This is a genomic window from Arthrobacter sp. TMS2-4, assembly GCF_054511075.1.
Genome location: NZ_JBTNDI010000002.1, coordinates 125,586 through 148,129 on the forward strand (window position 1 = coordinate 125,586; position 22,544 = coordinate 148,129).

At 68.5% G+C, this 22,544-nt stretch carries 17 protein-coding genes; 6 read left to right on the plus strand and 11 right to left on the minus strand.

Going from position 1 to position 22,544, the window contains the following annotated elements:
- Nucleotides 1-61 precede the first annotated feature (61 nt).
- A complete protein-coding gene (locus ACX80F_RS03840) occupies nt 62-661 on the plus strand; it encodes a DUF6318 family protein (RefSeq protein WP_459335068.1) in 600 nt (199 codons plus the stop codon).
- Between the two features lie 36 nt (nt 662-697).
- Here ACX80F_RS03840 and ACX80F_RS03845 read toward each other — a convergent pair whose 3' ends face one another.
- Nucleotides 698-2,050, minus strand: coding sequence for an MFS transporter (locus ACX80F_RS03845; RefSeq protein WP_459335069.1), 1,353 nt, complete (start codon nt 2,048-2,050; stop codon nt 698-700).
- 145 nt (nt 2,051-2,195) lie between these two features.
- Between ACX80F_RS03845 and purH the strand changes: the two genes are divergently transcribed.
- The 4 genes from purH to ACX80F_RS03865 all read left to right on the plus strand — a co-directional run bounded on the left by purH (nt 2,196) and on the right by ACX80F_RS03865 (nt 9,690).
- Entirely contained in the window at nt 2,196-3,797 is a 1,602-nt protein-coding gene (purH, locus tag ACX80F_RS03850) for a bifunctional phosphoribosylaminoimidazolecarboxamide formyltransferase/IMP cyclohydrolase (RefSeq protein ID WP_459335070.1), read from the plus strand.
- Between the two features lie 162 nt (nt 3,798-3,959).
- The gene (locus ACX80F_RS03855; RefSeq protein ID WP_459335071.1) at nt 3,960-6,182 is read left to right on the plus strand and encodes an NADP-dependent isocitrate dehydrogenase; all 2,223 of its coding nucleotides are present in this window, start codon (nt 3,960-3,962) and stop codon (nt 6,180-6,182) included.
- Nucleotides 6,183-6,350: 168 nt separating this feature from the next.
- On the plus strand, nt 6,351-7,439 hold the full coding sequence (locus ACX80F_RS03860; RefSeq protein ID WP_459335072.1) for a hypothetical protein: 1,089 nt from the start codon (nt 6,351-6,353) through the stop codon (nt 7,437-7,439).
- An 88-nt stretch (nt 7,440-7,527) separates the two neighbouring features.
- The gene (locus ACX80F_RS03865) at nt 7,528-9,690 is read left to right on the plus strand and encodes a hypothetical protein (RefSeq protein ID WP_459335073.1); all 2,163 of its coding nucleotides are present in this window, start codon (nt 7,528-7,530) and stop codon (nt 9,688-9,690) included.
- 70 nt (nt 9,691-9,760) lie between these two features.
- On the opposite strand, the gene ACX80F_RS03870 is transcribed toward ACX80F_RS03865, so the two are convergent.
- Genes ACX80F_RS03870 through ACX80F_RS03885 form a run of 4 tightly spaced genes read right to left on the minus strand, consistent with a single transcriptional unit; the run spans nt 9,761 to nt 13,628 of the window.
- Entirely contained in the window at nt 9,761-10,525 is a 765-nt protein-coding gene (locus ACX80F_RS03870) for an SDR family NAD(P)-dependent oxidoreductase (RefSeq protein WP_459335074.1), read from the minus strand.
- Nucleotides 10,522-11,244, minus strand: coding sequence for a FadR/GntR family transcriptional regulator (locus ACX80F_RS03875; RefSeq protein ID WP_459335075.1), 723 nt, complete (start codon nt 11,242-11,244; stop codon nt 10,522-10,524). Before ACX80F_RS03875 ends, ACX80F_RS03870 begins: the two co-directional genes overlap by 4 nt.
- On the minus strand, nt 11,222-12,160 hold the full coding sequence (locus ACX80F_RS03880) for an NAD(P)-dependent oxidoreductase (RefSeq protein WP_459335076.1): 939 nt from the start codon (nt 12,158-12,160) through the stop codon (nt 11,222-11,224). The genes ACX80F_RS03875 and ACX80F_RS03880 overlap by 23 nt, the downstream gene beginning before the upstream one ends.
- The gene (locus tag ACX80F_RS03885; protein WP_459335077.1) at nt 12,144-13,628 is read right to left on the minus strand and encodes a four-carbon acid sugar kinase family protein; all 1,485 of its coding nucleotides are present in this window, start codon (nt 13,626-13,628) and stop codon (nt 12,144-12,146) included. The genes ACX80F_RS03880 and ACX80F_RS03885 overlap by 17 nt, the downstream gene beginning before the upstream one ends.
- Nucleotides 13,629-13,774: 146 nt before the next feature.
- Here ACX80F_RS03885 and ACX80F_RS03890 point away from each other — a divergent pair, with 146 nt between their 5' ends.
- Nucleotides 13,775-15,280 (plus strand): GntP family permease, encoded by a 1,506-nt coding sequence (locus tag ACX80F_RS03890; protein ID WP_459335078.1) that lies wholly within the window; start codon nt 13,775-13,777, stop codon nt 15,278-15,280.
- A 121-nt stretch (nt 15,281-15,401) separates the two neighbouring features.
- On the opposite strand, the gene ACX80F_RS03895 is transcribed toward ACX80F_RS03890, so the two are convergent.
- The 6 genes from ACX80F_RS03895 to ACX80F_RS03920 form a co-directional block, all read right to left on the minus strand.
- On the minus strand, nt 15,402-16,493 hold the full coding sequence (locus tag ACX80F_RS03895; RefSeq protein WP_459335079.1) for a Gfo/Idh/MocA family protein: 1,092 nt from the start codon (nt 16,491-16,493) through the stop codon (nt 15,402-15,404).
- Between the two features lie 113 nt (nt 16,494-16,606).
- Nucleotides 16,607-17,722: a substrate-binding domain-containing protein gene (locus tag ACX80F_RS03900; protein WP_459335080.1), complete on the minus strand. Its 1,116-nt coding sequence runs from the start codon at nt 17,720-17,722 to the stop codon at nt 16,607-16,609.
- Nucleotides 17,723-17,763: 41 nt separating this feature from the next.
- Nucleotides 17,764-19,056: a multiple monosaccharide ABC transporter permease gene (gene mmsB, locus ACX80F_RS03905; protein ID WP_459335081.1), complete on the minus strand. Its 1,293-nt coding sequence runs from the start codon at nt 19,054-19,056 to the stop codon at nt 17,764-17,766.
- Nucleotides 19,057-19,077: 21 nt separating this feature from the next.
- Nucleotides 19,078-20,616 (minus strand): multiple monosaccharide ABC transporter ATP-binding protein, encoded by a 1,539-nt coding sequence (gene mmsA, locus ACX80F_RS03910; protein ID WP_459335082.1) that lies wholly within the window; start codon nt 20,614-20,616, stop codon nt 19,078-19,080.
- Nucleotides 20,617-20,741: 125 nt separating this feature from the next.
- The gene (locus ACX80F_RS03915; RefSeq protein ID WP_459335083.1) at nt 20,742-21,965 is read right to left on the minus strand and encodes an ROK family transcriptional regulator; all 1,224 of its coding nucleotides are present in this window, start codon (nt 21,963-21,965) and stop codon (nt 20,742-20,744) included.
- A 32-nt stretch (nt 21,966-21,997) separates the two neighbouring features.
- Nucleotides 21,998-22,519 carry a gamma carbonic anhydrase family protein gene (locus tag ACX80F_RS03920; protein WP_459335084.1) on the minus strand — a complete coding sequence of 174 codons (522 nt, stop codon included), beginning with the start codon at nt 22,517-22,519 and terminating at the stop codon, nt 21,998-22,000.
- Nucleotides 22,520-22,544: the final 25 nt, after the last annotated feature.

Here is a 22,544-nt window from a genome sequence, read left to right on the forward strand (position 1 = left end):
GCCGCTAAGGTTGTAGTGGCCTCAGGCCACTACTGATTCGTCGAGCACCGTTGGGACCACCATGACCTTCCCCCGCCTTGCGGCAACCGCCCTCACCCTGCTGGCCCTCACGGCTTGCGGGGGCACTTCCTCGACCGCGCCGGCCACCCCGGCCGACGCGTCGCCGTCGCCCGCCAGTTCATCCGGCCCCGCGGCCAACATCCCGAAGCCCGCGACCAACGAGCTGGTCGGGGACCCGGGCGCCGACGGCGCGCGGGCGTTCCTCTACTACTACTTCGATATGAAGGCCTACGTCCTCCAGACCGGGGACGACGCCGCGCTGCTCGAGCACGTGGACGGTGCCGAGGCGGAGCAGGCCGAGGCCGAGCGGCTGCACTCCGTGTACGAGGACGGCGGATGGGTGCTGGGCGGGCAGCCCAAGGCGGAGAACGTCTACCTCACCACGCCGGAGGAGGACGTGGTGGAAGGCGCCGACGTCACGGCACTGATCCCCGTCAACCCCGACGCGTACACCGAGTTCGCGGAGGACGGCTCGATCGTCACGCAGCGCCCGTTCTCTCCCGAGGGCACCGTCTACACGGCGACCGTCCGGTTCACCGACGGCGCCTGGAAGGTCCTCTCCCTCGAGGAGACACCGGACGCGGAACTGCCCGAGTCCTGACCCGGTGCGCCCGGGCCCGGTGTATCCGGGCCCGGGTCACCGCAGCCGCGCGGCCTTCGTCTCGGGGGCGTTGAACGCCATGAACACGACGGCGAGGACCACGAGGCCGCCGATGAGCGCGAACGTGGCGGGCAGGCCGAGCACGGGCCACAGCAGGGTGCCGAAGATCAATGGCACGAGGCCCGCGCCGATGCGCGAGATGGTCGACGCCCAGCCGAATCCGCTGCCCCGCAGCTCGGTGGGGTACAGCTCGGACACGTAGGTGTACAGCACGGGGATCGCCACCTGCACCACGAAGCCGAACGCCAGCAGCCAGGCCGTGGCGACGGCCGGCAGGTCCAGGGTCAGCGCGAACACCACGAGCAGCGCGGCCGATCCCGGGCCGGTGATCGCCAGCAGCCACTTGCGGCCCACGCGTTCCACCAGCAGGGCCGCGGCGACCACGCCGAGGAAGCCGACCCCTGTCATGTACGTGGTGGTGATGAAGGCGACCGACTGCTCGTAGCCGGACTGGATGAGGATGCGCGGCATCCAGGTCAGCGCCCCGTAGTAGACCAGCAGGATGGTGAGGAACAGGCTCCAGGCCGTCAGGGTGATGCGCCAGTTGAAGCGCCACAGGCCCGTGAGCTGGCCGGAGATGTTGCCGATCGAGAGCTTCGGGGTCTCCTCGGGTTCCGGCAGGCGCCACGTCCGCTTCTCGGCGCCCGTCCGCTCCACCAGGTCGTCGATGACGGCCCGGGCCTCGTCGCGCCGGCCGCGCTGCACCAGGTACAGCGGCGATTCCGGGACGCCGCGACGTACCCAGAACACGAGGAGGGCGGGCAGCACCAGCACGAGCATCGCGTGTCGCCAGTCACCCCCGTTCGCGACCACCGCCGTCGTCACCACACCGCAGAGGAATGCACCGATGGGCCACCACGCGTCCATCGCCGTGAGGACGCGGCCGCGCTGCCGGCGTGGGGTGAACTCTCCCACCAGGGCGTAGTCCACGGGGATGCACCCGCCCAGCCCGAAGCCGGCGAGGAAGCGGAACACGCAGAACCAGACGATGTCCGGCGAGAACGCCCCGAGCACGGTGAAGACCGAGAAGACGAGCAGGGTGAGGACGAAAGCCTTCTTGCGGCCGATCAGGTCCGCGACGGATCCCCACGCGAACGCGCCCACGGCCATGCCGATCAGGTTCGACGTCGCGATCCACGCCGCCTGGCCCGGGGCGATCCCCCAGTCGCCGATCAGCAGCGGGATGAGGTAGGCGTTCAGGGTCACGTCCCAGGCGTCGAACATGAAGCCGAGGCCGCCGATGAGGAAGATCTTCCCCTGGACCTTCCAGCGCCAGGGGAGGTCCTGCACCACCTGGTCGCCGGTGGGGAGTTGCGTGTCGGTGCTCATGCTGCCTTCGGGGAGGGGGGTGGTGTACTGCGAGAACTGTACGCATCTCCTGCCGTCCGAAGCACGCGGCGTCATCCGGGGAAGCGGCCGGGGCGCGCCTATAGACTGGAGGGCGACCCCAGCGAAGCGACCTACGGAGATCTGCGTGAGCCTGCCCCACCTCGACCGTGTCCCCATCCGCCGAGCACTGATCTCGGTGTTCGACAAGACCGGCCTGGAGGAGCTGGCGCAGGGCCTCCACCGCGCGGGAGTGTCCATCGTCTCCACGGGCTCCACCGCGCAGCGGATCGCCGCCGCGGGTGTCCCCGTCACCGAGGTCTCCGAGGTGACGGGTTTCTCCGAGACCCTCGACGGCCGCGTGAAGACGCTCCACCCCAAGGTCCACGCCGGCATCCTCGCCGACCGCCGCCGCCAGGAGCACATCGACCAGCTCGCCGAACTCGACATCGAGGCGTTCGACCTCGTGGTCGTGAACCTGTACCCCTTCGTGGAGACCGTGCGCTCGGGGGCGCAGCCCGACGACGTCGTCGAGCAGATCGACATCGGCGGACCGGCGATGGTGCGGTCCGCGGCGAAGAACCACCCGTCCGTCGCCGTCGTCGTCGATCCCGCTCGGTACGGGGACGTGGTCACCGCAGCCGCGGAAGGCGGCTTCGACCTCACGGCACGACGCCGGCTTGCTGCGCTCGCCTTCGCGCACACCGCCGCCTACGACACCGCCGTCGCGTCCTGGACCGCGGCGCAGTTCGAGGTCGAGGACGGATTCACCTGGCCCGGCTACGCGGGACTCGCCCTCGAGCGGTCCGAGGTGCTGCGCTACGGCGAGAACCCTCACCAGCAGGCCGCGCTGTACGTCGAGAAGGGTGCGACGCCGGGCATCGCGCAGGCGGACCAGCTGCACGGCAAGGCCATGAGCTACAACAACTTCGTCGACGCCGACGCCGCCCTGCGCGCAGCGTTCGACTTCGACGAGCCCGCCGTCGCGATCATCAAGCACGCCAATCCGTGCGGCGTCGCCGTCGGGTCGGCCGGGGCCGAGGACCCGATCGCCGACGCGCATGCCAAGGCCCACGCCTGCGACCCGGTCTCGGCGTTCGGTGGCGTCATCGCCGCGAACCGTGAGGTCACCGCAGGCATGGCCCGGACCGTGAAGGACATCTTCACGGAGGTCGTGATCGCCCCGGCGTTCTCCGCCGAGGCCGTCGAGATCCTCTCCCAGAAGAAGAACATCCGGCTCCTGACCCTGCCGGAGGGTTACGCGCGCAACCCGGTCGAGTTCCGTCAGGTCTCCGGCGGCGTGCTCATGCAGGTCGCCGACGCCCTCGACGCGGACGGCGACGACCCGTCGGGCTGGACCTTGGCTGCAGGTGAGGCCGCCGACGACGCGACGCTCGCGGACCTGGCCTTCGCCTGGACGGCGTGCCGCGCCGCCAAGTCCAACGCCATCCTGCTCGCCCACGACGGAGCCTCCGTCGGCGTCGGCATGGGCCAGGTCAACCGGGTCGACTCGTGCAGGCTCGCCGTCGAGCGCGCCAACACCCTCGGCGGCGCCGAGCGCGCCCGCGGGTCCGTGGCGGCGTCGGATGCCTTCTTCCCCTTCGCCGACGGCCTCCAGATCCTGCTCGACGCCGGCGTCCGCGCGGTCGTGCAGCCCGGCGGATCGGTGCGCGACCAGGAAGTGATCGACGCCGCGAACGCCGCCGGCGTCACGCTCTACCTGACCGGCGCGCGCCACTTCTTCCACTGACACCGACCCGCCGGCCGCCGCCGCGCCGTCCTTCGACGTCCGCCCCGCGCCGTCCTTCGACGTCCGCCCGACGGAGTCCGACGGAAGCGCGGTAGGTTAGAGCCGAAGGGCAACCCCCAACCACCGACACAACGCCAGAGCACCCCAGGGAGACGCCAACCCATGGCCAAAATCATCTACACCCACACCGACGAAGCGCCGATGCTGGCCACCTACTCGTTCCTGCCGATCATCGAGGCGTTCGCGTCCACGGCGGGCGTCGAGGTGGAGACCCGGGACATCTCGCTGTCCGGGCGCATCATCGCCCTCTTCGGTGACCACCTCACCGAGGACCAGCGACAGGCGGACGCACTCGCCGAGCTCGGGGCACTGGCGAAGACGCCGGAAGCGAACATCATCAAGCTGCCGAACATCAGCGCGTCCGTCCCGCAGCTCAAGACGGTCATCGCCGAGCTCCAGGGGCAGGGCTACGCGCTGCCGGACTACCCGGATCACCCGTCCACGGACGAGGAGAAGGACGTCCGCGCGCGGTACGACAAGGTCAAGGGCAGCGCCGTGAACCCCGTGCTCCGCGAGGGCAACTCGGACCGCCGGGCTCCTGCGTCCGTCAAGAACTACGCCCGCCAGAACCCACACAGCATGGGTGCCTGGACGCCGGAGTCGAAGACCAACGTCGCACACATGACGAGCGACGACTTCCGGTCCAACGAGCAGTCCGTTGTCATCCCCGCGGACGGCACCATCTCGATCCAGCACGTCTCCGCCGACGGCACCGTCGGTGTCCTCAAGGGCTCGATCCCCGTGCTCGCCGGCGAGGTGGTGGACGGCACCGTGATGCGCGCTGCCGCCCTCAACGACTTCCTGAAGGCCCAGGTCACCCGGGCGAAGCAGGAGGGCGTGCTCTTCTCGGCGCACCTGAAGGCCACCATGATGAAGGTCTCCGACCCCATCATCTTCGGCCATGTGGTCCGCGCCTTCCTGCCCGAGCTGTTCGAGAAGTACGGCACCGAGCTCGCCGCCGCCGGCCTCAGCCCGAACAACGGCCTGGCCTCGATCCTCGGCGGCCTCGACAAGCTTCCCGAGGACGTCCGCGAGGGTGTCCAGCAGGCGATCGCCCGGGGCATGGAGGACGGGCCCGCTATCGCGATGGTGGACTCGGACAAGGGCATCACCAACCTCCACGTGCCGAGCGACGTGATCGTGGATGCGTCCATGCCCGCCATGATCCGCAGTTCCGGCCACATGTGGGGACCGGACGGCAAGGAGGCGGACACGCTCGCCGTCATCCCGGACAGCAGCTATGCCGGCATCTACCAAGTGGTCCTCGACGACTGCCGGGCCAACGGCGCCTTCGACCCGACCACCATGGGCACCGTCCCGAACGTGGGCCTCATGGCCCAGGCCGCGGAGGAGTACGGCAGCCACGACAAGACCTTCGAGATCCAGGCCGCAGGCACGGTGCAGCTGGTCGACGCCGAGGGCACCGTCCTGATCGAGCACGACGTCGAGGCCGGCGACATCTGGCGTGCGTGCCAGACCAAGGACGCCGCCATCCTCGACTGGGTGAAGCTCGCGGTCACCCGCGCGCGCGCCTCGGCGACGCCCGCCGTGTTCTGGCTCGACGAGGACCGCGCCCACGACGCGAAGCTCATCACGAAGGTCAGGGAGTACCTGGCCGAGCACGGGACCGACGACGTCACGCTCGAGATCATGACCCCCGTCGACGCCACGGCCTTCACCCTCAAGCGCATCCGTCGGGGCGAGGACACCATCTCCGTCACCGGCAACGTGCTGCGCGACTACCTGACCGACCTGTTCCCGATCCTCGAGCTGGGCACCAGCGCCAAGATGCTCTCCGTGGTCCCCCTCATGAACGGCGGCGGACTTTTCGAGACCGGCGCCGGTGGGTCCGCTCCGAAACACGTGCAGCAGCTCGTGAAGGAGAACCACCTCCGCTGGGACAGCCTCGGTGAGTTCCTCGCCCTGGCCGTCAGCTTCGAACACCTGGCGACGACGACGGGGAACAAGCGCGCGCAGATCCTCGCCGATACGCTCGACCGGGCGACGGGCACCTTCCTGCTCGAGAACAAGTCGCCCAGCCGCCGCGTCGGCGAGATCGACAACCGGGGGAGCCACTACTTCCTCGCCCGCTACTGGGCCGAGGAACTGGCCCGGCAGGAGCAGGACGCCGAGCTCGCGGAGAGCTTCGCCCGGGTGGCCGAGGCACTGACCGGCAACGAGGACACCATCGTGTCCGAACTGCTCGCCGTTCAGGGATCACCCGTCGACATCGGCGGGTACTACCACCCCGACGTCACGAAGGTGACCGAGGTGATGCGTCCTTCGGCGAAGCTGTCCGAGGTCCTGGCAATCCTCGCCACGTAGGCACCACCCGCACCACGAAGCCGCTGGACCGCTCACGCGGTACAGCGGCTTCGTCGTGCGGGAACTGTTTACAGGAGATGCTCAGGAGGTTTAGGGTTTTGGAAAGGTCTCAGCCTGGGGGGGTGTAGTGCGATGAACGGTCACGAGCGTCGGTCTCTCTCCTCCAGCATGCGTGCTCTGCTTCTCGCAGCCACCGGGACCATGGGATTGATGGCCCTCGGTGCGTCCACGGCCGCCGCGGCCGAAGCACCTGCCGGTCCTGGCCTGCTCGGTTCGGTCACCGCGACCGTCGGTCCGACGGGAGTACCCGCCGCACTGTCCCCGCTCACCGACCCTCTGCAGCACGTCGCCGCTGTGCCGGCGTCGGACGCGACGTCCATCCTTCAGACCGTCCCCGTGCTGCCCGACCTCGTCATGAATGTCCCCGATGTCGCGAGCACACCGGCCGGCACGGTCCTCGAACCCGTGACAACCCTGGTCGACGGCGTCGTCGCCGAGGTGCCGATCGTCCGGGCGGTTGTCCCCGCAGGCGCGGTCACCGGGGTGACGGCTCCCATCACCGGCGTCGTCGACAACGCGGTGGGCGGCGTCACTGCGCCGGTGCTCGAGGTGGCCGCGCCCGTGGTGCAGATCATCGACCCGGTCGTCGACGTCGTCGTCCCGCTGCCCGGACTGGGCCTGCCCGATCCCGTCGTGTCCTTGCCGGTAGTGCCTGCTCCCGTAGTGGAAGTGCCGGAAGTGCCGGTAGTGCCCGCTCCCGCCCCGGCTCCGGTTCTGCCCTCGAGCGCGGAGGATATTCTTCCCGACGCCGATCGGGTGGCGGTCGAACCCCGGACGATTCCGTCCGCCGACGACCTCATCGCCCCTGCCTCGGAGGCTTCTGCGGTCGGCGACGATGTTCCTGCCCGCACCGCGGGTACGGCCGGAGCTACGAGCGGGGAGGCCTCGCCGACGGGGTTTGCCGCTGCAGGGATCTCCCCCGACGCTTCGACCGCAGCGCTCGTCCCGACGGTTTCCGCGGCGGCCTCCGCGCACGCGGCTCCGGCCGTCATTGAGACCCCCGCCCTGCCCGGGGTTCCGTCACTGTCCGGGAGTGTCCCGTCGTCCATGACGGGCGGGGGCGCGGCAGCACCACTCGCCGCATTGAGTGGTTCGGCCTTTGCGGCCCTGCCGGTCCTGGGCGGGATCACGCGCGGTTCCACGTCGTCGGGCCTGCCCGCAGGCCCGAGTTACGAGCCCGGTTCATCTCCTGACTAGTGGTGGCCTCGCCACGCCCTCGTTGCGCGGCTGACGGCCCTCGGCGCCATGGGCGCCGCTACACCACTTCGATTCACAGGAGAACATCATGCGTACATGTATTCAGCGCGGGCTCTACGGAGTCCTCCTGGCCGGGGGCGTCGTCGTCCTCGGAGCAGGGACCGCCACGGCGGCAGACCTGTCAGCGACAGAAAGCCCGACGGTCGACGCCGGGCTGGGAGCCGTCATCACGGTTCCCCTGCCCTCCGGCACGACGAGCGGCTCGATCATCGAGGAGACCGCCGCTCTGGTCGAGGGGTCCCTCGCAGCCGGACCCACCCTCGGCCGCGTGGACAGCGGGCTGCTCGACGGCGGGGTCCTGGACGGGAACGTGGTTGCCCCGGAGGTCGTGGTCCCGGTGGATGTGTCCGGTAATTCGGTCGCGGTGCTCGGCGATTCGGCGGCGACCGGGACCGCCGGTTCGACCGGGTCGACCGCCGGGGGAGCCTCCGGTGGCAGCATCGGCGACTCGACGGGCTCGACCGGTGGTCTGCTCGACGGCGGGGTCCTGGACGGCAATGTGGTTGCCCCGGAGGTCGTGGTGCCGGTGGATGTGTCCGGTAACTCGGTCGCGGTGCTCGGCGATTCGGCGGCGACCGGGACCGGCGGTTCGACCGGGTCGACCGCCGGGGGAGCTTCCGGTGGCAGCATCGGCGGGGCTGAGGGTTCGACCGGTGGTCTGCTGACCGGCGGGGTCCTGGACGGGAACGTGGTTGCCCCGGAGGTTGTGGTGCCGGTGGATGTGTCCGGTAATTCGGTCGCGGTGCTCGGCGATTCGGCGGCGACCGGGACCGCTGGTTCGACCGGGTCGACCGCCGGGGGAGCTTCCGGTGGCAGCATCGGCGACTCGACGGGCTCGACCGGTGGTCTGCTCGACGGCGGGATTCTCGGCGGCAACGTGGTCGCCCCGGAGGTTGTGGTGCCGGTGGATGTGTCCGGTAACTCGGTCGCGGTGCTCGGCGATTCGGCGGCGACCGGGACCGCTGGTTCGACCGGGTCGACCGCCGGGGGAGCCTCCGGTGGCAGCACCGGCGGGGCTGAGGGTTCGACCGGTTCGACCGGTTCGGCCGGTTCGGCCGGTTCGGCCGGTGGTCTGCTCACGGGCGGGATCCTGGACGGCAACGTGGTTGCCCCGGAGGTCGTGGTGCCGGTGAATGTCGGCTGCAACACCGTGGCCGTGCTCGGTGACAGTGCCTCGGATTGCACGACGGGCTCAAATGGTGAGACCGCCGGGGGAGCCTCCGGTGGCAGCACCGGCGGCTCGACGGGCTCGACAGACGGTTTGATCGGTGGTCTGCTGACCGGCGGGATCCTGAACGGGAACGTGGTTGCACCGGAGGTCGTGGTGCCGGTGAATGTCGGCTGCAACACCGTGGCCGTGCTCGGTGACAGTGCCTCAAACTGCACGACGGGCTCGAATGGTGAGACCGCCGGGGGAGCCTCCGGTGGCAGCACCGGCGACTCGACGGGCTCGACAGACGGTTCGGCCGGTGGTCTGCTCACGGGCGGGATCCTGGACGGCAACGTGGTTGCACCGGAGGTCGTGGTGCCGGTGAATGTCGGCTGCAACACCGTGGCCGTGCTCGGTGACAGCAGCACCGAATGCGGTGCGACATCAGAAACACCGGTGTCTCCAGAGACTCCTGCAACACCGGATGTGCCGGGCAGCCCGACGACACCCTCGGCTCCGAGCATCCCGAGCATCCCGAGCATCCCGAGCACGCCCGTGACCCCGGGTACCCCGTCGACCCCGTCGACCCCGTCGACCCCGTCGACCCCGTCGACCCCGTCGACCCCGAATACGCCCGCGACGCCGATGGCCCCGAACGGGCCCACCACCCCGGTGACGCCGGGAAGCCCTGGAGTCCCAGTTGCTCCGGTCCCCGGAAGTCCGGTGACCGAAGAAGCCGGCGACAATGGCGCCGGTGGCACGGACGCCACGTCCGGCACTCCCTCCGGTATCTCTACGGCCGGGACCATCACGGCGGGCACCGCGGTCACGCCCGGCACGCTGATGGCCGCGTCCGCCGGGACCACCGTCACGGCACCCGCAGCGATGCCTGCCTCCGATGCGGCGAACACCTCCAAGGGTCTCGCCTCCACCGGTTTCGGGAACCAGCAGGCCCTGCTGCTCGGGGCGCTGCTCCTGCTCGGCGGTGCCGGCGGGGTCCTGATGTCGCGGGGATCGAAGGCCGCCGCCCAGTACATGTAGGCGCGCAGCCATCCGGAAATGGGCAGGGCCCGCAGCATGTGCTGCGGGCCCGGCCCTTCGTCGGCGGAGACTAGGAGATCTGCAGGCCCCCGTTGATGTCGTAGGTGGCGGCGGTGATGTACCCGGCGTCGGGGCCCACCAGGAAGCAGATCAGGGCGGCAATGTCGTCCACGGTACCCACCCGGCCCATGAGGATGTCCTTGGACATGTCCTGCTTGCGTTCCTCGGTGAGGGTGCCGCCCATGATGTCGGTATCCACCGGACCGGGAGCGACGGCGTTCACGGTGATGCCGTGCTCGCCCATCTCGCGTGCCAGGGCTCGGGTGAAGCCGATGATGCCGGCCTTGGACGCGCTGTAGGCCACCTTGGAGTACGTGCCGCCGCCGCGCTGCGCGGAGATGGAGGAGATGCTGACCACGCGGCCGAGCTTGCGGTCGATCATCCCGTGCAGGGTGCGCTGCGTGACCAGGAACGTGCCGGTCATGTTGACGGCGAACACCCGGTCCCACGCTGCCTTCGTCTCCTGCATGAACTCGGTGGGGGAGCTGATCCCGGCGAGGTTCACCAGCGCGACGATCGGCGGCACCGAGGATTCGACGGCGGTCAGCGCCGCGTCGACCGACGCCTCGTCGGAGACGTCGGCCGCGACGCCGATTGTCTGCACACCGTGGCGCTGCGCGATGTCCGCTGCGGCCTCTTCGGCTGCGGCGCCGTCGATGTCCAGGATCGCGATGGACCAGCCGTCGCGGGCCAGCCGGTCGGCCGTGGCGCGGCCGATGCCGCGGGCCGACGCTGCACCCGTGAGGACTGCCGTACGTTCTGCCGGAAAGTTCATGTGATCTCCTGGTGGTGTTGTTCTCGGTGGATGAAGTGCTCGTAGTCGTCGTACGTCTGGTTGATGTGGGCCTGCATCGCCTTGCCCGCCACCTCCGGGTCCCGCGTACGAATCGCCTCCAGGATGAGCGTGTGATGCGCGATGGCATGCTGCTGCACCTCGCGGAACGACGACGTCTCCCGCCGCATCGCGTACAACAGCTGGCTGAGCGGCCCGAGGATCACCGGCAGGAACGGGTTGGCCGAGGCCCTGAAGATTGCGTCATGGAATGCCATGTCCGCAGCAGTGACAGCGTCGAGGTCGTCTGCGGCGTGGGCCACCTGCAGATCGGTATTGGCCGCCTCCATCCGCTCCAGGTCGTCGTCAGTGGCATGCAGAGCCGCGAGTTCGGTGGCGCCGGTCTCCACCATCCGCCGGATCTCCAGCAGGCGCAGCGAGATGTCGGGGGAATCGGCAGTGGTCGACGCGTACCGGAGGATGGCCTGCAGGTCGGTCCACTGTGCGGCCGGATTGACGTATGTCCCGAGGCCTCGCCTGATCTCCACCACGTGCTGCGCCTGAAGCTGCTTGAGCGCCTCGCGCACCGTCAGCCGGCTGACGTCCAGCGAGACCGCCAGATCGTTCTCCGGGGGAAGCGCCGCCCCGGGCGGGTACGTGCCATCGATGATCTGTTCGAGGATGTCGTCGAACACCGATTCAGCGAGGGGTTTGCGTGCCATCGGTGTCCCCCTCGACCATGCGTCGTTCGGGGGCGATCACCCTGATCACGGACGAGTCGTCGGCGAGGCTCAGGCCCTGCGTCCGGCCCAGGAGGAACAGCTGCTCGGCTGCCGCAGCGACCGGCGCGGCGAGTCCTGCCGTCCGGGCCGCCTTCCCGACGATGCCGAGGTCCTTGACGAAGATGTCCAGCCGGCTCAGCACGTCGGCGTCGCCGTCGTACCCCTGCACCATGCGCGGCCCGCGATTGGAGAGCATGAACGACGCCGCCGCCCCCGTCTCCAGCGCTGCGAGCGTCAGCTGCTGGTCCAGCCCGAGCGCATCGGCGAGGGCGAGGGCCTCCGCCGCCGCGGCGATGTGCACGCCGCACAGCAGCTGGTTCACCGTCTTCATGGCCTGGCCGTCGCCGGCCCTGCTGCCCACGACGGTCAGTGTAGAGGCGAGCCGCTCGAGCACGGGGCGGGCGAGGTCCAGGGCCGCCGGGTGGGCTCCCACGACGATCAGCAGGTCACCGTCTCCGGCCCGCACCGGGCCGCCGGACAGCGGTGCGTCGACCAGCGCCACGCCCAGAGCATCGAGTCGCTCAACCCAGGAGGCGACGGCGTCCATCCCCACGGTGCTGGTCATCAGGACGACGGCGCCCGGCGCGAGGGTAGGGGCAATTCCGTCCTCGCCGAACAGGACACCCTCCACCTGGGCTGCGTCGCGGACGGCGAGCAGCACGATCCTCGTAGCGACGACGGCGTCGGCGGCCGTCGCGCTACAGATGATTCCGGCCTGCGCGGCCTTCTCCCGGGAGGCCGGTGTCGGGTCGTACCCGGTCACCGTGAACGCGCCGCTCAACCGGGTCGCCATCGGCAGGCCCATGGCGCCGAGACCCAGGACGGCGACGGTGCTCTGCTCAGGGTCGGATGTCATGGGATGCTCCTGTCGGTGTGCTGGAACCCGGGGCGGGGGAGCGGAGCAGGTCCACGACGTCGGCCAGGGATTCATCGGTGCCCACGTTGCCGGCGAAGACCACGAACGGGACGGAACGCGCCGGCCCGTCAGCCGGCTGCCAGAGGGAGACGATGCCCGGGAGCATCGGGCCACGCACCACGGCGTGGCGGATGGAGAGCCCGTGGGCGGCGACATCGGACGAGGTGATGCCGCCCTTGGCGATGACGAAGCGGACGGGTGCCGTGGCGATGGTCGAGCGGACGACATCGACCACTGCCTGGGAGATGGTGCGGGCGAACTCGAGGCTCTGCTCCGGATCGTCGGACCGGATCAGGCGGCGGCTGGTGTGCAGGACGACCTCGCCGGCGGGAAGGCCGAGGACGACGTCCCGCACGGCGTCGGCCACCCCGGTGCCCCGCCGTTCGGGGTCGAGGACGGCTTCGACGTCGAGCTCGACGAGCCGCGCCTCGGGTCGCCGCGCCACGAGGGCATCCAGTTGGCGGGTGGTCAGTCCCACGTGGGAGCCCACGACGATCAGTCCACCCGAGCTGGGTGCGTCGAGGTCTGCGAAGACCTCGTCGGCCGTGAGCGGCGCACGCTCGCTCTGGCCGATGCGGGCCCGGACGAACGGTGGGCCGACCCGGTAGAGCAGCTTCTTGCCGCGACGTTCGGATTCCTCGAGGCCCAGTGCCAGAGCCCGGAGGTCGTCCTCGGTGACGGCGTCGACCACGATCGGGACGGCATCGGCCGCCGGCGCCAGTGCGTCGGCGATGCCCTGTGCACCGGAGCGGATGATCGAGAGGTCGACACGGATGACGGCGTCGGACGAACCGCCGGTCTTCTCGGCCACGTAGTCGCCCAGGTCCGACGACGTGAATCCGAAGGTGGCGTCCCGGGCGAATTCCGTGTCGGCGACCGGGGTGACGGCGCCGCCGTCGGCACGCAGGTAGTGGGTGCCGCCGATGGTGATGCGGCCGGCGTCGGGAAAGGCCGGAACCATGACGACGCCGTCGATCGCGACGCCCGCGAGCGACAGCACGGTCGCGCCTATGACGTCCGTCTCGAGCGGGAAGTGGCCCCGGAGGGTCGAGTCGCTGCGGCTGACGAACCCGATGGTGGTTCCCGCAGCCGTCGCGGCCTCGAGGGAGTTGGTGACGATCTCCCGGTTGCGCGACGCCGCGGTCTCCGGGTCGAGGCTGCGGGTGTTGGTGAGGACATAGACCGCCGGTGCCGGCGCACCGTCGATGCGCTGGGCGAAGGCCCACGCGAAGTCGCTCGGCTGCCAGGACGTGAGGACCGGCAGGTCGGCGACGGACTGGGTGCCGGTCGGGTCGTCGTCGAGGACGACCAGGATCCGGCCGGAGGCCGCGACGGCTGCGGCGATCACCGCCGGGTCATTGGCCCGGACGGCCGGGTAGGCCCTGAGCAACTCCTCTTCGAGTATCACTGGTCCGCGCTTTCATCACTGGGTGTCCATCACAAAACACTTGTCAGATGTCATATGTCAAGTGCTAGTGTGACATGCAGCACAGTGCCCGTCAAAGGACCGACCAGCCCAGTGCGACCACCTGAGATGGCAACGAGGCCTGCTCAGTGACCGAGGAGCAGTACGTGGACATACAACTTCTTTTGGCGCTCGTCCTGGGTATCGCCACCATCATCGTGCTGGTGCTGAGGACCCGACTCGATGCGTTCGTAGCACTCCTGATCGCCGCCCTGGTGACCGGCATCGTTGCCGGCCAGGCGCCGCTCGACATCGTCACGGCGATCACGACCGGCTTCGGCAACACCCTGGCATCGATCGGCATCGTAATCGGCCTGGGTGTCGGCATCGGCAAGATCCTGGAGGTTTCCGGGGCCGCGAATTCGCTGGCGATTGCTTTCCTCAAGCTCTTCGGCAAGGGCCGTGAGCCCTGGGCAATGGGTAGTGTGGGCGCACTGGTATCCATCCCGGTGTTCTGCGATTCCGGGTACGTCATCATGAATCCTCTGGCCCGTTCGATCGCCCGGGTCAAGCGCGCCGGGTACATCACCCTCGCGCTGGCGCTCGGTTGCGGCATGACGCTGACCCACCACCTGGTGCCACCGACGCCCGGCCCGCTGGCCGTCGCCGGCATCCTCGGCGCCGACCTCGGCGCGTTGATCCTCGCCGGTCTCATCTTCACCGTCCTGTTGCTGCCCGTCGTGGTCTTCTATGCCAAGTGGATGGGGCCGAAGCTGGAGCCCTCCATGAACACCACCGTGCGTGAGGCCGTCTACGGTACGGCTCACACGACAGCCGGACGTCGCGGCGGAACAGCCGTTGCGGATCACGACGGCGCCGTCGGCGCTGATGACGCTGCTCCGTCGATGGACGTCGACAACACCACCCTGGGCACACCGCCTGCGGGCGCCAAGCCGCACCGGGTCGGCGCCTTCGCTGCGTCGCTGCCGCTGCTGGTCCCGCTGCTCCTGATCATCCTCAACACGGTCAGTGGAGCGATCGACCAGAACAACCAGGGTGTCGTCGGCACCGGGGAATACACCCCGTCGTCCTGGGCCGTACCGTTGGCGTTCATCGGCAACCCCGTTGTCGCACTGATCATCGGCGTCATCCTCGCCGTCTACATCCTGCTGCCGCGCTGGACGCCGCGAACGACGGTGCAGGGCTGGTTCGCCGAGGCTGCGGCGTCCGCCGGCCTGATCCTCCTCATCACCGGTGCGGGCGGAGCGCTCGGTCAGGTGCTGCGTAGCTCGGGGGTGGGCGATGCCCTCGCCGAGGCCATCGCCGGTACACCATTGCCGGCGTTCCTGGTGCCGTTCCTCATCGCCACCCTGGTCCGCATCGCCCAGGGCTCCGGCACTGTCGCGATGATCACCGCCGCATCGGTGACGGCGCCGCTGGTGGGTTCGCTCGGCATCGATCCGATCGTCGCGGCACTGGCCTGCACGGCCGGTTCCATGGTGTTCAGCTACTTCAACGACTCCTACTTCTGGGTCGTGACCCGCTTCGCCGGTCTCGACGGGGTCGCAGCCCTCAAGGGCTGGTCGGGCATCACGACCGCGGTATGGGCGGGTTCGATCCCGCTGCTGTTCATCGCCAACGCCGTTCTCGGCTGATTCAGCGGGAGGCAGGCACGAAGAAGCCGGTGTGCCGCGTGAGCGGAACACCGGCTTCTTCGTGCGTGGACCGGCCGCAGGAGATCCTCACGAGGTCGAGGATTTCCGCAAGGTCCGAACCTCAGGTGGAGGCCTGGGCGGCGTCGTTCGCGTAACGGAGACCGATCTGGGCGCGGACGCCGTCGAGCAGGCGCATCGTCCTGATGGTGTCGCCGATCGGCATCGTGGGGCTCTCCGTGAGTCCCTCCTGGATGCAGCGGGTCACCTCCCGCAGTTCGTACGTATAGCCGCCGCCCACCTGCTCGAAGTGCTCCACACGGGCCTCCGCCTGCCCGACCCTGATTTCCAGTTCCTGCGGATTGTGGAGGTTCCCGCCACCGGTCCTCAGCCAGCCCTTCGACCCGCATACTGTCGCCCGGCCGGGGCAGGAGGCGATGAACGACGACGACAACTGGGCGTACGCACCGTTCCCGTAACCCAAGGTCACGGCGTTCTGCAGGTCGACGCCGTCGCTGTTCAGCGTGCCGACAGCGGAGACGGAATCTGGGAAGCCGAGGGACCCCAGCGCCCAGGTGAGGGGATAGACCGTGAGGTCCAGCAGAGCGCCTCCGCCGGCCGCCGGGTCCCAGAGCCTGCTCGTCGGGTCCTCAGGGGCGGTAAAGCCGAGATCCGCCTGCACCCATCGGATCTCGCCCAGTTCGCCGGAATGGATGATCTCCCAGGCCCGGTTCACGCTGGGCAGGAAGCGTGTCCAGACCGCTTCCATGAGGAACAGCCCACGCTCGGCGGCGATCGCGGCGAGGTCCTCCGCCTCCGCGGCGTTGATGGTGAAGGGCTTCTCGCACAGAGCGTGCTTGCCCGCCGTGAGGGCGGCGCGGGCGACGTCGTAGTGCTGGCCGTGCGGGGTGGTGATGTAGACGACGTCGACCTCGGGATCGTCCACGAGCCGCTGATAGCCGGCCACGCCGCCGTCGTTGCCGTAACTGGTGGCGAATCCGAAGCGATCCGCGAAGGCGGCTGCACTGTCCACGCTCCGTGAGCTGACCGCGTGGAGCACGGCGTCCTCGAGCAGGGCGATGTCCTGCGTGACCTTGGACGCGATCCCGCCGGTGGCGATCACGCCCCACTTGAGGGCTCTGCCGGTGGCGACGACCGGGCTGGGGGCGCCTGCTTCCGCGCAGGGGGGGACATCGATGCGGTGCTGTGGGTTCATGGACCCATCCTTGCCGCTGGCCGGAGCCGCGTCCATCCCCGCGCCCGAACGACGAAGCGCCCCGGCCGGAGCCGGGGCGCTTCGTCGGAACTCGCAGGGACCGGCAGGCGGTCTTACGGGTTGGTGATCGCGGACAGCGTGGGATCGTCGGCATAGGCCTCGGCCGCGTTCTCCTCGGTGACGATCTGCGGCTCGAGGAGGTAGGCAGGAACGACCTTCACGCCGTTGTCGTAGGACTCCGCGTCGTTGACCTCGATCTCTTCGCAAGCGCCCAGGCCCTCGACCATGGTGATGGTGTGCTCCACCAGGTCGCGGGTGTCCTTGTTGATGGTCGAGTACTGCTCGCCGGCCACGATCGACTTGACGGACTCCACCTCGGAGTCCTGCCCCGTGACGACGGGGGCATCCTTGCCGGCGGCCGAGACCGAGGTGAGGATCGCACGGGCGAGCGTGTCGTTGGGGGACAGCACGCCATCGAGGTCCTCCGAGGCGTAGTTGCCGCTGAGGAGCGTATCCATGCGCTTCTGGGCGTTCTCGGCCTTCCACCCCTGGGTGACGGCCTGGTCGAAGGTCGTCTGGCCCGAGACGACGTTCAGGGTGCCGTCGTCGATCTTGGGCTGCAGCACGCTCATGGCTCCGTCGAAGAAGACCTGGGCGTTCGCATCGTCGGGCGAGCCGGCGAACAGCTCGATGTTGTACGGTGCCTCACCCTTGCGCTCGGCGAGTCCGTCGAGGAGGGCCTGGCCCTGGAGTTCGCCGACCTGGAAGTTGTCGTACGCCACGTAGTAGTCCACGTTCTCCGTGTTGGTCAGGAGGCGGTCGTAGGCGAGGACGGTGATGCCGGCATCCTTTGCCTGCTGCAGCTGGTTACCCAGCTGGGCACCGTCGATGGCGCCCACGACGAGGACCTCGACACCGTTGGTGATCATGGCGTTGATCTGCGCCTGCTGCTCCGACACGCCGCCGTTCGCGAACTGCACGGAGGGCTCGTAGCCGGCGTCCGTGAGTCCTTCGTTGAACAGCTGCTCGGCCAGGACCCAGTTCTCCGAGGTCTTCTGGGGGAGGGCGACACCGATGGCAGCGCCGTCCTCGAAGCCTTCGCAGGTGCTGCCGGACGCGGTACCGGCGTCGGTGCCGGTATCCGTGCCGGCTTCCTCACGGCCGCAGGACGTCAGCGCCAGTGCTGAGATTGCAGTCAGGGCTGCAAGGGACTTCGCGAAATTACGCATTGCATTCTCTTTCGTCGGGTGTATCTGGTGGGACGGGCGGATCAGACGTCGTGTGAGATCTTTTCCTTAGTACCGACAGGCTGCTCGGTCTGGCTCGAACCGTACTGGTTCGGGTCAGGCTTCGAGCGGCTGCCGAAGTTGCGGGTCAGGAGACCGGTGATGGATGGCTTGCCCTGGCTCTTGTTGTAGACATCGAACGCCACGGCGATCAGCAGCACGAGGCCCTTGATGATCTGGGTCATGTCCGCGCCGATGCCCATGAGCTGGAGACCGTTGTTCAGCACGGCCATCACCAGGCCGCCGATGACGGAGCCGATAACGGTACCGACTCCGCCGGTCACGGCGGCGCCTCCGATGAAGACCGCGGCGATGGCGTCCAGTTCCCAGCCGACGCCGTCGAACGGGCCCGATGCCGTGGAGCGGCCGACGAAGATCATGCCGGCGAGCGAGGCGAGGATGGACATGTTCATCATCACCATGAAGTTGACCCGCTTGCTCTGCACACCGGACAGTTCAGCCGCGTGCCGGTTGCCACCGACCGCGTAGACGTGACGGCCGAGGATGGTCTTGTTCGAGATGAACGCGAAGGCGATGACGAGTGCGGCGAGGATCAGCCCCGGGATCGGGAACGACGTCCCCGGGCGGCCGGTGGCGAACAGCGACGTCACATAGAGGATCGCGGCCGAGAGGAGGACGAGTTTGGCCACGGAGACCCACAGCGGCGGCTGCTGGGAGCCGATCTGCGCCGCCTTCCGGCGACTCGTGAACTCCTGATAGATGAAGAAGGCCACCGCGAGCAGCCCCAGGAGCACGGTGAGGTTGTTGTACCCGGTCACGGGGCCCACCTCGGGGAGGTAGCCCGCTCCGATGAACTGGAACTCCTTGGGAACGGGGATGGTGTTCGACTCACCCACGTACTGGTTCGCCCCACGGAACAGGAGCATGCCGGCGAGGGTCACGATGAAGGCCGGGATCCCGACGTAGGCCACCCAGAAACCCTGCCACGCACCGATCAGCGCTCCGAGCAGCAGTCCGACGACGATGCCGAGGTACCAGGGGATGCCCCAGTCGCGAATAACGATGGCGACGACGACGCCTGAGAAGGCGGCGACGGAACCGACCGAGAGGTCGATGTGTCCGGCGATGATGACGAGCACCATCCCGATGGCGAGGATCAGGATGTACGCGTTGCCGTTGAACAGGTTGATGACGTTGGTCGGGGTGAGGGTATTGCCGCCGGTCTGCCACTGGAAGAAGAGGATCAGGGCGATGAGGGCGAAGATCATCCCGAACTGCCGGGTGTTGCCGCCGAACATTTGCTTGAGGGAATTCATGGTGCGTCCTAGGGGCTTCGGTCAGGCAGATTTTCTGCTGGCGGTCATGAGTTTCATCAGGGATTCCTGGCTTGCGTCCTCGCGGGCAACTTCTCCGGTGATGGCGCCCTCGAAGATGGTGTAGATGCGGTCCGAGAGACCCAGTAGCTCGGGAAGCTCCGAGGAAATGACGATGACGCCCTTTCCCTGGTCGGCGAGCTTCTGGATGATGCCGTAGATCTCGTACTTGGCACCTACGTCGATGCCGCGCGTGGGCTCGTCGAGGATCAGCAGTTCGGGGTCCGTGAACATCCACTTCGCGAGGACGACCTTCTGCTGGTTGCCGCCCGAGAGCTTCGCGACACCCTCGTTCACGCTCGGGGTCTTGGTGCGCAGTGACTTCCGGTATTCCTCCGCGATGCGGTATTCCTCGTCGTCATCGACCACGAGACCGCGGGTGATCTTCCTGAGGTTCGCCGAGACGGTGGTGCTCTTGATGTCGTCGAGGAGGTTCAGGCCGAGGGATTTGCGGTCCTCGGTCACATAGGCGAGGCCGGCCCTGATCGCCTGCGGTACCGAGCGCAGCGTGATCTCCTTGCCGTCCATGATGATCTGGCCCGATTTGAAGGTGCCGTAGGAGCGGCCGAAGACCGAGCGTGCCAGTTCCGTACGCCCGGCACCCATGAGGCCGGCGAAACCGACGATCTCGCCACGCCGCACCTTGAAGCTCGAGTTCTTGCACACCAGCCGGTCGGCCACCATGGGGTGTCCGACGGTCCAGTTGCGGACCTCGAAGAACGTCTCGCCGATCGTCGGGGTGTGGTCGGGGAAGCGTGATTCGAGCGAGCGGCCCACCATCCCGCGGATGATGCGGTCCTCGTCCACGCCGTCCTCCTTGACGTGCAGGGTCTCGATGGACTTCCCGTCACGGATGATGGTGATCGAATCGGCGATCTGCTCGATCTCGTTGAGCTTGTGGGAGATCATGATGCAACTGATGCCCTTGGCCCGCAGGCCGGCCATCAGGTCCAGGAGGTGCTGCGAATCGGACTCGTTCAGGGCGGCGGTGGGCTCGTCGAGGATGAGCAGCTTGACGGACTTGCTGAGCGCCTTGGCGATCTCGACGAGCTGCTGCTTGCCGACGCCGATGTCCTTGATCTTGGTGGTGGGATCCTCACTGAGACCGACGCGGGCCATGAGTTCCAAGGTGGACCGGTTGATGTGCTCCCAGTCGATGACGCCGAACCGTGTGGGCTCGTTGCCCAGGAAGATGTTCTCGGCGATGGAGAGTTCCGGGATCAGGGCGAGTTCCTGGTGGATGATGACGATCCCCGCGGCCTCGCTGGACCGGATGTCCTTGAACCGGACTTCCTCGCCCTGGAAGATGATGTCGCCCGAGTAGTCGCCGTACGGGTAGAGGCCCGAGAGGACCTTCATGAGGGTCGATTTCCCGGCGCCGTTCTCACCGCAGATGGCGTGGATCTCGCCGGCGCGGACCTCGATCGAGACGTCCGCGAGAGCCTTGACGCCCGGGAACTCCTTCGTGATGGAGCGCATCTCGAGGATGATGTGGTTCTTCATTGATTCTCCCGCAGTGACGGCGTTGTCGTGATGCAGGTCCGATCACGACCCGAAAATTATTGAACATGGCCGAACGCTTGCCGTCAACTGTTGAACACAAAGGTCCCGGAAAACAGGCGAAATATCTACGTCATGTTCACCCAGGAGGGCGAGAGTCCCGACTGGGCGAGGACGACGGCGGCCCCTCCGAGTGCCTCCGCGCGGTCGCCGAGCGAGGACATGCAGACGGTCGTCGTCTCTCCGATGACGGGCACGGCATGACGGGCCAGTCCGCGCCGGATGGGCCCGAGGAGGATGTCCCCGAGGTCGGTGAGCGGACCGCCGACCACGATGGTCTCGGGGTTGATCAGGTTCGCCATGTGGGCGAGCGCCCGGCCGATGGCGACGCCGGCGTCGTCGATCACGCGGAGGGTCGCGGTGTCACCGGTGAGGGCGCGGTCGATGATGCGCCGCGTGTCCACCGGTCCGCTGCCCCCACGACCGAGCAGTTCGATCATGGTGGAGGTCGAGGCGACGGTCTCGAGGCAGCCCCGATTGCCGCACCGGCAGATGAGGCCGTGTTCGTTGATGGTGGTGTGCCCCAGCTCTCCGGTGATCCCCACGTGGCCGTAATACAGCGCTCCGTTCAGGACGAGCCCCGAGCCGATGCCGGAGCCCACCTTGATGAACAGCAGATGGTCAACCGCACTGTGCGGGCCCCAGGTCACCTGCGCGAGGGCGCCCAGATTGGCGTCGTTGTCGATGAAGACGGGAACACCCAGACGTTCGCTGAACGTCTCATGGATGGTGATGCCCACCCATTCGGGAAGGATGGCTCCCTGCACCACCGTCCCGCTGCGCCGGTCGATCGGGCCCGGGATGCCGACGCCGGCGCCGAGGAGTGCGCTCCGGGAGATGCCCCCGTTCTCGAGCAGGGTGTCCAGGAGGTCCGACGCGGCGGTCAGCCCGTCATGGGCGCTGTGGCCGAGCGGGAGGGGGACGGCGGCCTCCTGCAGGACGCGGTAGTTGGGGCTGGCGAGGACCACGCGGAGGTGCCGGCGGCCGATATCGATGCCCGCCGCGACCCGTCCGGTGTCGTTGAGGACGACGGACAGGGCCCGTCGGCCCGAACTGGTGGTGGGGACCGTGCTCACGATCCCGGTCGTGGCCATGGACTTCACGATGTTGGAGACCGTCGCCGTCGAGAGGCCGGTCTGCCGGGCGAGTTCCGCCTGGGTCCGGGGCCCGCCGCTCATGAGCGCCGCAACGATGCGCTGCTGGTTCCGCTCGCGCAGGGCGGACTGCGATCCCGGTTTCGGAGGCGGGCCGCTCGGGCTCGTCCTCGTCTGCGAGAGGGATTCTGCGGGCATGGTTCCAAGGGTGCCGCACCCGCTCCTTGTCGTCAAGAAGTGAACGCTTGGCGATGCTCCTGTGCGAGAGTCTTGTAGTGGCGGGCGTTGGCCCGCACGGCCTCGACCTCGTCGTCGTCCAGCGTCCGGCGCACCTTGGCCGGGACGCCGGCGACGAGCGATCGCGGCGGGACGACGGTGCCCTCGAGCACGACGGCGCCGGCGGCGACGAGGGATCCGGTGCCGATCACGGCGCCGTTCATGACCGTGGCGCTCATCCCGATCAGGCAGTCGTCCTCGATGGTGCATCCGTGCACCACGGCTCCGTGCCCGACGCTGACCCGCTCGCCGATCGTGGCCGGGTACCCCGGGTCGGCATGGACCACCACGTTGTCCTGCAGGTTGGTCCCCGCGCCGATCGAGATCGCGGCCGTGTCCGCACGGACGCTGGCCCCGTAGAAGACGCCGGCGAACGCGCCGAGCGTCACTTCTCCGATGAGGGAAGCGGTCGGCGCGATGAAGGCCGAATCGCCGATGACGGGGGTCCTGCCGCGGAAGGGGATGAGATGGGCCATGGCGTCAGCCTAGGCGACGTACCCC